The sequence below is a fragment of the Pseudomonas sp. AL03 genome (genome assembly GCF_029960815.1).
Lineage (GTDB): Bacteria > Pseudomonadota > Gammaproteobacteria > Pseudomonadales > Pseudomonadaceae > Aquipseudomonas.
The window spans coordinates 19,211-32,240 of the sequence record NZ_JASBRE010000008.1 but is presented as its reverse complement, the minus strand read 5'-3'; the positions used below and the strand labels follow the sequence as shown (position 1 = coordinate 32,240).

Genomic DNA, 13,030 nt, shown 5'->3' with positions numbered 1-13,030 from the left:
ATCTGCGACAATCCGCCCCCTGCGCCACCAGACAACTTATTGCGTACCAGATGACTGACGAATCGCCTTCAATCGACAAACTGCTGAAAAACCTCGATCACGCCATGCTCGCCGACCGCCACCGGCTGCGGCGGCAGTTGCTTGAGCTGCGCAAAAAACCTGATGAGGCCAAGCTGGCCCAGTGGGTGACACGCATGCAGGCGTCCTGTGATCAGGTGTTGGCGCGGCGTGCCAGCCTGCCGGTGATTCGATACGACGACAGCCTGCCGATCGCCGCCAAACGCGCCGAAATCAAAGAAGCACTGCTCAAGCATCAGGTGCTGATCATTGCCGGTGAAACCGGTTCGGGTAAAACCACCCAGTTGCCTAAGATCTGCCTGGAAATCGGTCGCGGCCAGCATGGCCTGATCGGCCACACCCAGCCGCGTCGAATCGCCGCCCGCAGCGTGGCCAGCCGGGTTGCCGAAGAACTGGCAACGCCGTTGGGCGCGCTGGTCGGCTACCAGGTGCGGTTCGAGGACCAGAGCGATTCCAACACCCTGATCAAACTGATGACCGACGGCATCCTGCTGGCGGAAACCCAGAACGACCGCTACCTCGAACGCTACGACACGATCATCGTCGACGAAGCCCACGAGCGCAGCCTCAACATCGACTTCCTGCTCGGTTACCTGAAAACCCTGCTGCCGCGTCGTCCGGACCTGAAAGTCATCATCACCTCGGCGACCATCGACCTGGAGCGCTTTTCCAAGCACTTCGACGATGCGCCGATTGTCGAAGTCTCCGGCCGCACCTTCCCGGTGGACACCTGGTATCGCCCGCTGACCCTGGAGCAGGACGAAGAGGGCAACCGCGTCGAGGATGACTTGACGGTGGATCAGGCGATTCTCGCCACCCTCGACGAAATCGCCGCGTTCGAACGCAGCGAGCGCAAGAGCCCCGGCGATGTGCTGGTGTTCCTGCCCGGCGAGCGCGAAATTCGCGACGCCGCCGACATGCTGCGCAAGGCTCAGCTCAAGCACACCGAGATTCTGCCGCTGTACGCACGCTTGTCGCCGGCCGAACAGCAGCGGATTTTCCAGTCGCACCCAGGCCGTCGCGTGGTCCTGGCGACCAACGTCGCGGAAACCTCGCTGACGGTGCCGGGTATTCGTTACGTGATCGACAGTGGCACCGCGCGCATCAGCCGCTACAGCTACCGCGCCAAGGTCCAGCGTCTGCCCATCGAAGCGATTTCCCAGGCCAGCGCCAACCAGCGTAAAGGTCGCTGCGGGCGGGTTGAACCGGGCATTTGCATCCGCCTCTATGGCGAAGAAGATTTCATCGGTCGCCCGGAGTTTACCGACCCGGAAATCCTGCGGACCAACCTCGCGGCGGTGATTTTGCAGATGCTGCATCTGCGCCTCGGCGAGATCACCGATTTCCCGTTTATCGAGCCGCCGGATGGCAAGGCCATCAGCGACGGTTTCAACCTGTTGCAAGAACTCTCGGCGGTCGACCGCAACAGCCAGCTGACCCCGCTGGGTCGGCAGTTGGCGCGGTTGCCGGTGGACCCGCGCATGGGCCGCATGCTGCTGGAAGCGGCGAAACTCGGCAGCTTGCAGGAAGTGCTGATCGTCGCCAGCGCCATGTCGATTCAAGACCCGCGCGAACGTCCGCCGGAGCGTCAGCAAGCGGCGGATCAGGCGCACGCTCAGTGGAAAGACGTGGACTCGGACTTCGCCGGGCTGGTCAATCTGTGGCGTGGTTTCGAAGAACAGCGCCAGGCCCTGACCGCCAGTCCGCTGCGTAATTGGTGCCGCAAGAACTTCCTGAATTACCTGCGTCTGCGCGAATGGCGCGACTCTCATCGCCAGTTGAGCCTGATCTGTCGCGACATGCAGTTGAGCCTCAACAAGGAACCAGCGGATTACCCGAAACTGCACAAAGCCGTGCTCTCGGGGCTGCTCAGCCAGATCGGCCAGAAAACCGAAGACGGCGACTACCTTGGCGCCCGACAGCGGCGCTTCTGGATTCACCCGTCATCGGGTCTCGGCAAGAAACGCCCGCAATGGCTGATGGCTGCGGAGCTGGTAGAAACCACCAAGCTTTACGCGCGGATGGTCGCCAAGATCGACGCCGACTGGATCGAACCGTTGGCCGGGCACCTGATCAAGAAAAACCATTTCGAACCCCATTGGGAGAAGAAGCGCGGTCAGGTCGTGGCCTTCGAGCAAATTACCCTGTTCGGGCTGATCGTGGTCGGTCGCCGGCCGGTGCATTACGGGCCGATCGATCCTGTGGTGTCTCGTGAGTTTTTCATTCGCGAAGGCCTTGTGCGCGGCGAGATTCAGTCCAAGGCCAAGTGCCTGACGGCCAATGCGCAGTTGCTGGAGCAGCTCGACGAACTGGAAGCCAAGGCCCGTCGTCGCGACATTCTGGCCGACGAAGAAACCATGTTCGCCTTCTACGACGCGCGACTGCCGGCAGAGATTCACCAGACCGCCACGTTCGACAGCTGGTACCGAATCAACAGCCAGAAAGACCCGCAACTGCTGATCATGCGCGAAGAAGACGTACTGGCTCGCGAGGCCAGTGAAGTCACCGCCACGCATTACCCGGACACCTTGCACATCGGTGATCTGGAGTTGGCGCTGAGTTACCACTTCGAACCGAATCACCCGCGCGATGGCGTGACCCTGCGTGTGCCAGCGCCGTTGTTGCCGATGCTGCCGCCGGAGCGTCTGGAATGGCTGGTGCTGGGCGTCATCGAGGCCAAGTGCATCGCGCTGGTGCGCAACCTGCCCAAAGCCCTGCGCAAGAACTTCGTGCCGGTGCCGGACTTCGTCAAAGCCGCGTTGCAGCGGATGACCTTCGCCGAGGGCTCGTTGCCGCAGGCGTTGGGCCGTGAACTGTTGCGCATGACCGGTGCGCGGGTCAGCGATGAAGCCTGGGCGCAAGCGTCGCAACAGGTCGACAGTCATCTGCGGATGAACCTGGAAATCGTCGACGGCCAGGGCAAGTTCCTCGGTGAGGGACGTGATCTGGCGGAACTGACCGCACGCTTTGCCGAAGCCAGTCAGGCCGCGCTGGCCGTACCGCAAACCGCAAAAAACCAGCAACCGGTCGAGCCGAAAGTCTTCGCCGCCGTCGCCGAGAAAACCCAGCAAAAGATCGCCGGGTTGTCGATGACGGTCTATCCGGCGCTGATGGAGGAAAGCGGTACGGTCAAGGAAGGGCGTTTCTCGACCCCGGCCGAGGCCGAGTTCCAGCATCGCCGTGCCTTGCAGCGCCTACTGATGCAGCAGCTGGCCGAGCCAGCGAAGTTCCTGCGCGGCAAGTTGCCGGGGCTGACCGAACTGGGTTTGATGTACCGCGAATTGGGGCGCATCGATGCCTTGGTGGAAGACATCCTGCTGGCCAGCCTCGACAGTTGTATTCTCGACGGTGAAGACCCGTTGCCGCGTGATGGCGCCGGGTTGGCGTCACTGGCCGAACGCAAGCGCGGCGGCTGGACTGAGCACGCCGAACGGTTGGCGAAGCTGACGCTGGAGATTCTCAAGCTCTGGCACGGCCTGCAAAAACGCTTCAAGGGCAAGATCGACCTGGCGCAAGCCGTGGCCTTGAACGACATCAAGCAGCAACTCAGTCATTTGGTGTATCCGGGTTTTGTACGGGAAACCCCGATGCAGTGGCTCAAGGAGCTGCCGCGCTATCTGAAAGCTGTCGAACAGCGCTTCGAGAAAATCGGCGCTCAGGTTCAGAGGGATCGGGTCTGGAGCGGCGAACTGTCCGGCCTGTGGACGCAATACCAGACCCGCGCGAAAAAACACGCCCAGGAAGGCAAACGCGATCCGCAACTGGAACTCTATCGCTGGTGGCTTGAGGAATACCGGGTTTCGCTGTTCGCCCAGCAATTGGGGACCAAGGTGCCGATTTCCGATAAGCGTTTGAACAAACAATGGACACAAGTCGAGCCGTAGTTTTCGATCTCGCAAAAGGGGCCAAACCCCAGCGTTTATGGCAAACTTCGCGCCTATAAACGCCGGCCCCGCAGTTTGAGCCTTCACAGGCCGGGGCGGATCGGAATAAGCGATGCCAGGTTTGCTTCCCGTGAGGGGAATAGACTCTTTGTGTATTGGTACGTCGGTGCCACTACTTTCTGCCTGACCAGATTAGAGAAACGACCATGCATAACGTCGTCATCAGCGGCACCGGCTTGTACACCCCGGCCAACAGCATCTCCAACGAAGAGCTGGTGCAGTCTTTCAATGCTTACGTCGCGCAATTCAACGCCGACAATGCCGACGCCATCGCGCGCGGCGAAATCGAAGCGTTGACCGAGTCCAGCGCGGCGTTTATCGAAAAAGCGTCTGGCATCAAAAGCCGCTTTGTCATGGACAAGGACGGCATTCTCGACCCGCAACGCATGGCGCCACGCCTGCCGGAGCGCTCGAATGACGAGTGGTCGGTGCTTTGCCAAATGGCCATCGGCGCCGCCGAGCAAGCCTTGCAGCGCGCCGGCAAGACCGCCGCGGACATCGACGGCGTGATCGTCGCCTGCTCCAACCTGCAGCGGGCCTATCCGGCCATCGCCATCGAAGTTCAAGAAGCCTTGGGCATTCAGGGTTTCGGTTTCGACATGAACGTCGCCTGCTCCTCTGCAACCTTCGGCATTCAGGCCGCCGCCAACAGCGTGCAACTGGGCCAGGCCCGGGCGATCCTGATGGTCAACCCGGAAGTCTGCACCGGTCACCTGAACTTCCGCGACCGCGACAGCCACTTCATCTTCGGTGACGCCGCGACTGCCGTGGTCATCGAACGCGCCGACCTGGCGACGTCCAAGCACCAGTTCGATGTCGTCAGCACCAAGCTGCTGACCAAGTTCTCCAACAACATCCGCAACAACTTCGGCTTCCTTAATCGCGCGGCGGAAGAGGGCATCGGTGCCAAGGACAAACTGTTCGTGCAGGAAGGTCGCAAGGTATTCCGCGATGTCTGCCCGATGGTCGCCGAGCTGATCGCAACGCACCTGGAAGAGAACGCGCTCAACATCAGCGACGTGAAACGCTTCTGGCTGCATCAGGCCAACCTCAGCATGAACCACCTGATCGTCAAGAAACTGCTGGGCCGTGAAGCCACTGAAGAAGAAGCTCCGGTGATTCTCGACACCTACGCCAACACCAGCTCCGCCGGTTCCGTGATTGCGTTCCACAAACATCAGGATGATTTGGCCGCCGGTTCGCTGGCCGTACTCAGCTCTTTCGGCGCCGGTTACTCGATTGGTAGCGTGATTCTGCGCAAGCGCTGAGTTCGTCAAAAAAAGATCGTCCGAGTTCGGACGATTTTTTTTGCGCAGACAAAAAAACTCGCGTTGTTGTATCGGACGGATGATGGGGACCGATACAGCAACGCGAGTTTGGTAAAGCAGCTCAGGCTTCCTTGCCCGAGCCGTGTAGCGTGGATCAGAACTTGGCTTCAGCATCCAGTTGCAGGGTGTTGATTTTCGAATCCCGCAGGGTGGCGTTGGTGTAGTCGGAGTCAGCCATTAAGTACGTCGCGCCGAGGGAGAAGTTCTTGTCGATCTCGTAGCTCACTTTCAGCTTGCTGCCGCGCGAACCGGTGAAACCGTTGGCGAAGTCGGAGTCGGTGAAGGCGCCGACCACCGCGTTACGCTGTACGTCGCGGTAGTTGTAGTCAACTCCGAAGCCGTAGAACTTGGTCTTGACGCCAGCCAGCCAGCCCATGTCCTGATCGTTGCTGGCATCGTCGTTGGTGACGATTTGACCGTAAAGCGACAGCGGCATTGGCAGGCCGCCGATGTCGAGCTGACCAAAGCCTTCGTACAGTTTGAACTGTTCGTTCGCAGTGTTGCCGTTGACGGCCAGTCGGCATGTTGCCGCGGCACACGTATTGTTGATGTCGTTGTCGTTGTCGTAAGCGTAGACACTGCCGCCCAGAGTCATTTTCAAGTTGTCGGTGATCGCGAAACGCGCGCCCAACTGGCCCGCGTACAGACGCAGGTCATGACGGAACTGCTTGCCTTCGCCGTCGACGTTGTCCTTGAGCGTGTAGTGACCGGCGCTACCGAACATCTCGACAGGGCCCAGCGCGTGCTTGTAGGTTGCTGCCAGACCTTCAGGGCTGATGTCGCTATCCCAGATGATGTCGCCGGTGCTCACCCACGGTTGCGGCATCTTGCCGCCGATCAAGTGCAGGTCCTTGATGGCCGTAGGGTGGTAATCCACGTAGCCCTGGTCCAGCCAGATATCCTTCTTGGTGAAGTTGTTGTCCAGGCTCTGGTTGGTGGAGCGCGAGTCGTTGTCGCTGCCCGTGGCGATCCGGATACCGGTGTCGACTTGCGGGTTGATTTCGGTGTAGGCACCCAGGCGCACACGAATGCGTTGACGGTCCTGGTCGCCAGTGTTGGAAACACCATCGTTCTTGACTGTTTCCTGACGGAAACGAACATCGCCCTTGAACTGGGTCTTGGCAGCCCACGCCAGTTTCTGGTCGAAGGTGCTCAGTTCATTGGTTTTCTTCGCGGTCGCCGCGATCTGCTCGTTGGTCTCTCGCTGAGCCTGACGGGCGATTTGCTGGTCTTTCTGATCGCTGGCCAGCTCGGCTTGCAGTTCGGTGTACTGCGCAGGCGAAATCGAGCCGTTTGCCTTGAGCATGTCGAGCAGTTTGGCGTCGACTGCGGCGCTGGCCGGAACGCTCATGGCCAGCAGCAAGCCACCACACAAGGCCGCCGCAGTTTTCGTGGAAGCAAGACGCATATCAATCTCCGAAGATGAAAGGGGATGACTGAGCCATCCAGGACACAACCGACCGTTGACGGGCGGAAAACGGTGGCCGGGCTAGAACCCGACGCTCTAAAAACAGGCGCCAGTATCGCGATGGTTTATGACAGGGCGGTGGCAATGTGATGGCATCTCGATGACGATATAAAGTCGTCTCGAACTATCGAGCTAGAGCGCTGTCGTCGAATTGCTCGTGTGCAATGCAAAGCGATAAGCGATACTCGCGGTGCTTTCACGCCATGAAGAGTGAGGATGGTGATGCCGTTGCAACGTCTGCAAAGCCTGTCGGAAATCGCCCCGCACACGTGGGATGCGTTGGTCCCCGATACTCAGCCATTTTTGCGTCACGCTTTTCTGAGCGCGCTGGAAGACAGCGCCAGCATTAGCCCCCATTCCGGATGGCAGCCCGAGCATTTGCTGCACATCGAAGGCGATCGTCTGATCGCCGCGCTGCCCAGTTACCGCAAATGGCATTCTTACGGCGAGTACGTGTTCGATCATTCTTGGGCTGACGCGTGTGAGCGTGCCGGTATCGATTACTACCCCAAACTGTTGACTGCCGTACCGTTCAGTCCGGTCAGTGGCCCGCGTTTGCTGGCAGCTACTCTGAAGGACGGATTCGAACTGTTGAAAAGCCTGCCCGGCTACCTTGAGATCGAACAACTTTCCAGTGCCCACATCAACTTCACCGATCCTTTCACCGACGCAGCATTGGCCGAGCAGCCGGGCTGGTTGCAGCGAATCGGCTGTCAGTACCACTGGCAGAATCGCGGGTATCGGGACTTTCAAGACTTCCTCGACGTCCTCAGTTCGCGCAAGCGCAAACAGATGCGCAAGGAACGCGAACAAGTGGCGGGGCATGGCATTGATTTCGAATGGCTCGAAGGTAGGCAACTCGATCAAGCGCAGTGGGATTTTGTGTATGCCTGCTACGTCAACACCTACGCAGTGCGTCGGCAAAGGCCTTATCTGACGCGGGAGTTTTTCAGCCTGTTGGCCGAGCGCATGCCGGAGTCGATTCGTGTGGTGTTGGCCAAACAAGGTTCACGCCCAGTCGCGATGGCTTTCAGTCTGGTGGGCGGAGACAGTTTTTACGGGCGTTACTGGGGGTGTCTGGCAGAGTTCGACCGCCTGCACTTTGAGACCTGTTTCTATCAAGGCATGGACTACGCGATTGCCAATGGTTTCCAGCGATTCGATGCCGGCGCCCAAGGCGAGCACAAGTTGATTCGCGGGTTTGAACCTGTGATCACTCATTCATGGCACTACTTGCGTCATCCTGGCCTGAAAGCCGCCGTCAAAGACTTCCTGCAGCAGGAACGCGTTGGCGTGTTGGCGTATGCCGAGGAAGCGAGGACGGCCTTGCCTTATCGGCAAGACTGAGCCTTGCTCCGGGTTTTAGCATCCCCAGCGGAGAAGACGTGGCCAGGACCGCACTGCCGCAACCTCCCAATGAAGTAACTCCATGTAGCCGCTGGCGCAGCCTGCGTTCGGCTGCGCAGCAGTCGTTAATTCAGCAGATGCGTTATGCCTGAAACACCGCGTTATAGGATTTTGCGACTGCTTCGCAGCCGAACGCAGGCTGCGCCAGCTGCTACAAGGATCTCGGCAACCGACAAATTTAGTCGATCCCGACAAACCCACCGGTTTGATGCTGCCACAACCGCGCATACAACCCGCCACGGGCCAGCAGTTCGGCGTGGCTGCCGGTTTCGGCGATCTTGCCGTTTTCCAGCACCACCAGTCGGTCCATTCGGGCGATGGTCGACAGCCGGTGGGCGATGGCGATCACGGTTTTGCCCTGCATCAGGGTTTCGAGGCTTTCCTGGATCGCCGCTTCGACCTCCGAGTCCAGCGCCGAGGTCGCCTCGTCCATGATCAGGATCGGCGCGTCCTTGAGCAGCACGCGAGCAATCGCAATCCGCTGGCGCTGGCCGCCGGAGAGTTTCACGCCGCGTTCACCGACATGGGCATCGAAACCGGTGCGGCCTTCGGCGTCCGACAACAACGGGATGAACGCGTCGGCTCGGGCCTTGTGTGCCGCTTCCCAAAGTTCGGCGTCGGTGGCGTCGGGTTTGCCGTAAAGCAAATTGTCGCGGATCGAGCGATGCAGCAGGGACGTGTCCTGGGTGATCATGCCGATGCGCTCGCGCAGGCTTTCCTGGCCGACTTCAGCAATGTTCTGCCCGTCGATGAGGATGCCACCGCCCTCCACGTCATAGAGGCGCAGCAGCAGGTTGACCAGGGTCGATTTGCCGGCACCGGAAGGACCGATCAGGCCGATTTTCTCGCCAGGCTTGATGGTCAGATTGAGGTCGCCGATGATCCCGCTCTTCTTGCCGTAGTGGAAATCCACGTGCTCGAAACGCACTTCGCCACGGGTGACCGCCAGCGGTTTGGCCTGCTCGCGGTCGGTGATGCTGACCGGTTGAGAAATGGTCTGCAAACCGTCCTGGACCATGCCGATGTTTTCGAAAATCCCGGTGACCACCCACATGATCCAGCCGGACATGTTGACGATGCGGATCACCAGGCCGGTGGCCAGGGCAATGGCGCCTACGGTGATCAGCGACTGCGTCCACAGCCACAGCGCCAGGCCGGTGGTGCCGACGATCAGCAAGCCGTTCATGCTGGTGATGACCACGTCCATGCTGGTGACCACCCGGCCGGCCAGTTGGGCTTTTTCGGTTTGTTCCTTGATCGCTTCGCGAGCGTATTGCTGCTCGAAGTTGGTGTGGGCGAACAGCTTCAGCGTGGTGATGTTGGTGTAACCATCGACAATCCGCCCCATAAGTTTTGAGCGCGCATCGGAGGACACGACCGAGCGTTCCTTGACCCGTGGCACGAAGTAGTAAAGGGCACTGATGAAGGCGACGATCCAGGTCAGTAGCGGGATCATCAGGCGCCAGTCGGCTTCGGCGAACAGCACCAGCGAACTGATCGCGTAGATGAGCACATGCCACAGCGCGTCCACTGCTTGCACGGCGGAATCGCGCAGCGAGTTGCCGGTCTGCATGATGCGTTGGGCGATGCGCCCGGCAAAGTCGTTCTGGAAAAAATTCAGGCTCTGTTTAAGCACATAACTGTGATTCTGCCAGCGGATCAGGCTGGTCATGCTGGGGCTCAGGGTCTGGTGCACCAGCAAGTCATGCAGGCCAACAAAAATCGGCCGAAAAATCAGGGCTACCACCGCCATCCAGGCCAGCTCGATGCCGTGTTCCTTGAAGAAATCGACGTTAGGCGTGCCTTGGGTCAGGTCGATGATGCGGCTCAGGTAGCTGAACAGCGCCACTTCGATCAGCGCGCCGAACAGGCCGACGATCAGCAGGACGGCGAAACTCGGCCAGACCTGCTTCAGATAATAGGTATAAAAAGGGAGAACCCGATCCGGCGGAGCGGCCGTCGGGGCATCGCGGAAAATGTCGATCAGTTTCTCAAAACGGCGATAAAGCATCAGTTCTCCGCCCGCGCACGGGCTCTCCTTTGAACAGTGTGAGCGGCGCACTCCGGCAGCCGCTCAAGACTCCCTGTGCAGCTTAGTCGATGACTTTGGCCGACTTGATGAACACAGGGTCGGCTGGCACATCTTTCATGCCGCCACGGGTGGTGGTTTGCGAGTTGACGATCACGTCCACCACGTCCATGCCTTTCACGACTTTACCGAACACGGCATAGCCGTCGCCCTGGTCGAGGAAGTCGTTGTCTTTGACGTTGACGAAGAACTGGCTCGTGGCCGAATCAGGGTTAGAGGTGCGGGCCATGGACAGCGTGCCACGGACGTTATGCAGACCGTTTTTGGACTCGTTCTTGATCGGTGCCTTGGTTTCTTTCTGCTGCATTTGTTGAGTAAAACCGCCGCCCTGGACCATGAAGCCAGGAATTACACGGTGGAAAATCGTGTTGTTGTAGAAGCCGCTGTTGACGTAATCAAGGAAGTTCTTGGTACTGATCGGGGCCTTGACCGGGTCCAGTTCGATTTCGATCTGGCCGTTGGTGGTTTCCAGCAACACGTGCGGCGCCTTGGCGGGCGTTGCGGCCATCAGGTTGGCGGCAAACAGAACGGTGCCAGCGACGAGGGCGATTTTTTTCAGCATGGGTCAGTGATCCTGAGTGGGGTGGTGTCGACTGCGGTGAGAAACTCGAGCAGGGTTTGGTTGAAGCGTTCGGGTTGATCGAGCGGGGTGGCGTGGCGCGAATCGGCGATCACCACCAGCCGCGCATCGGGCAGCAGTTTTATGTAGGCCTCTTTCAGCGAGACCGGTGTGTAGTCACGGTCGGCGCTGACGATAAGGGTTGGACAGGAGACCTTCGAAAGTCGTTCCTGAACACCCCAACCAACGATCGCGTCGAAGCTGGCGAGATAAGCATGTTTGTCGTTTTTTGCCCAGCGCTCGGCCATCTTTTGTCGCAAATCAGCCTGTTCCGGTTTAGGGAACAGCTTGGCGCCCAGAGCCTTGCCGATAGCGCCCAGGCTGAGGACGCGCATCAGGCTCCAGCGCTTGAACCACTGCCAATAGTCGTCGCGGCTGCGCAGTTTGACCTCGGGCGCGCTGTTGACGATGCACAGGCTTTTGAGCAGTTGCGGCTGATCCACGGCCAGTTGAAAACCGATCATGCCGCCCATGGACAAGCCCACGTAATGAGTGGGGCCCAGGTTCAGATGTTCGATCAGGGCGATCAGGTCGGCGCTGAACCCGGCGATGCTGTAGCGCTCACGGGGTTTGTCGGAGCGACCGTGGCCACGCACATCCGGGACGATCACCCGGTAGCGGGCCGACAGCGCCGGGATCTGCTGTTCCCAGTCCAGGGTGCTGGAACCCAGCCCGTGAACCAACAGCAACGGCGTGCCGTGGCCATATTCCTCATAGTGCAGGTTGCAACCTTCATGTTCGAAATAGGCCATGTTTACACTCCGTGTCAGGCTTGTTCAGGGGCGGCGAACGGTGCATCCAGCGGCGCGGTGTCGAAAGTGCGCAGCAGTTCGATGAGAATCTGCGTGGCCGGACCCAAGGGTTTGTCCTTGTTTGAGTACAGGTAGAAGCTCGGGTTGCGGCTGCCACCCTGGTCCAACGGTAGCAGCTTGAGCAGACCTTCCTTGAGTTCTCGTTCGATCATGTGCCGAGGCAACCAGGCGAAACCCAGGCCGCTGCTGACAAAAGTCGCGGCGGTGGCGAGGCTGCCGACGGTCCAGCGCTGTTCCGCGCCGAGCCAGCCAACGTCCCGTGGCTGCTGGCGACCGGAGTCGCGGATGACCACTTGCAACTGGCTTTCCAGGTCCTGGAAATTCAGTTCGCGATTAAGGCGATGCAAGGGATGCTCGGGATGGGCGACCGCGACGAACTCGACGTCGCTCAATTCCGCGCCCAGGTAACCCGGGATGCTGAAACCACTGATGGCCAGGTCGGCCACGCCTTCGAGCAGTACTTCTTCAACGCCCGACAACACCTCTTCACGCAGACGCACCCGGCAGCCACGGCTTTGCGGCATGAACGCGGTCAAGGCGCGGACGAGGCGGGCGCTCGGGTACGCAGCGTCGACTACCAGCCGCACTTCCGCTTCCCAGCCTTGTTCCATGTGATGGGCCAGGTCTTCCAGCTGACTGGCCTGTTTCACCAGTTGCCGGGAACGGCGCAGCAGCACCCCGCCGGCTTCGGTCAGCACCGCTTTGCGGCCGTCGATGCGCAACAGCGGCACGCCGAGCTGGTCCTGCATGCGCGCCACGGTGTAGCTCACCGACGATTGCGAGCGGTGCAGCGCTTCGGCGGCCTGGGCGAAACCGCCGTGGTCGACCACGGCCTGTAACGTTCGCCATTGATCAAGGGTCACGCGGGGCGCTTTCATGAATAGCTCCTCTTGTCTAAGCTGGCAGTCCTTATTGGAGACTGCTGAATGAAAAAGCTTTGTTGTGTGGTGTCGGGTTGTGTGCTGCTGGTGATGTTGCCGCTGACGGCCTTTGCCTATCCAATCGATGTTCAAAAACAGCTGAATGGCTTGAGCATCGACTACAACGCGTATGACACAGATAGCGACATTGCTTCCATTCAGGTGAACAACTACGGCACCACCGATGCGTCTTGTACGGTGGTTTTCAACAACGGCCCGGAAGCACCGCGCACCCGCAAGATTGAAGTGGCCGCAGGCAAACACAAAAATGCCACCGCCAAGTTCACCCGGACCATCATCAAGATGCGTATCAAACTGACCTGCACCCCAAAATGACACAACGCGGAGCACACTCGCCGGGTACG

Annotated in this window: 9 protein-coding genes; 4 read left to right on the top strand and 5 right to left on the bottom strand. The window is 59.7% G+C overall.

Going from position 1 to position 13,030, the window contains the following annotated elements:
* The first annotated feature begins 50 nt into the window (after positions 1-50).
* Positions 51-3,962 (top strand): ATP-dependent RNA helicase HrpA, encoded by a 3,912-nt coding sequence (gene hrpA, locus QK293_RS10165; RefSeq protein WP_282377099.1) that lies wholly within the window; start codon positions 51-53, stop codon positions 3,960-3,962.
* A gap of 206 nt (positions 3,963-4,168) precedes the next feature.
* Entirely contained in the window at positions 4,169-5,290 is a 1,122-nt protein-coding gene (locus QK293_RS10160; RefSeq protein ID WP_282377097.1) for a beta-ketoacyl-ACP synthase III, read from the top strand.
* A 154-nt stretch (positions 5,291-5,444) separates the two neighbouring features.
* Here the strand turns inward: QK293_RS10160 and QK293_RS10155 are convergent, their stop codons facing one another.
* Positions 5,445-6,758: a putative porin gene (locus tag QK293_RS10155; protein ID WP_282377094.1), complete on the bottom strand. Its 1,314-nt coding sequence runs from the start codon at positions 6,756-6,758 to the stop codon at positions 5,445-5,447.
* Positions 6,759-7,040: 282 nt separating this feature from the next.
* Here QK293_RS10155 and QK293_RS10150 point away from each other — a divergent pair, with 282 nt between their 5' ends.
* Entirely contained in the window at positions 7,041-8,165 is a 1,125-nt protein-coding gene (locus tag QK293_RS10150; protein ID WP_282377092.1) for a GNAT family N-acetyltransferase, read from the top strand.
* A gap of 238 nt (positions 8,166-8,403) precedes the next feature.
* On the opposite strand, the gene QK293_RS10145 is transcribed toward QK293_RS10150, so the two are convergent.
* The 4 genes from QK293_RS10145 to QK293_RS10130 form a co-directional block, all read right to left on the bottom strand.
* A complete protein-coding gene (locus QK293_RS10145) occupies positions 8,404-10,236 on the bottom strand; it encodes an ABC transporter ATP-binding protein (RefSeq protein ID WP_282377090.1) in 1,833 nt (610 codons plus the stop codon).
* Between the two features lie 82 nt (positions 10,237-10,318).
* Positions 10,319-10,876 carry a peptidylprolyl isomerase gene (locus QK293_RS10140; RefSeq protein ID WP_282377088.1) on the bottom strand — a complete coding sequence of 186 codons (558 nt, stop codon included), beginning with the start codon at positions 10,874-10,876 and terminating at the stop codon, positions 10,319-10,321.
* Complete coding sequence (locus QK293_RS10135) at positions 10,870-11,685, bottom strand: alpha/beta hydrolase (RefSeq protein ID WP_282377087.1); 816 nt, start codon at positions 11,683-11,685, stop codon at positions 10,870-10,872. The genes QK293_RS10140 and QK293_RS10135 overlap by 7 nt, the downstream gene beginning before the upstream one ends.
* Before the next feature lie 14 nt (positions 11,686-11,699).
* The gene (locus QK293_RS10130; protein WP_033056127.1) at positions 11,700-12,623 is read right to left on the bottom strand and encodes a LysR family transcriptional regulator; all 924 of its coding nucleotides are present in this window, start codon (positions 12,621-12,623) and stop codon (positions 11,700-11,702) included.
* Positions 12,624-12,671: 48 nt separating this feature from the next.
* Here QK293_RS10130 and QK293_RS10125 point away from each other — a divergent pair, with 48 nt between their 5' ends.
* Positions 12,672-13,001 (top strand): 3-phosphoglycerate kinase, encoded by a 330-nt coding sequence (locus tag QK293_RS10125; protein WP_282377086.1) that lies wholly within the window; start codon positions 12,672-12,674, stop codon positions 12,999-13,001.
* Positions 13,002-13,030: the final 29 nt, after the last annotated feature.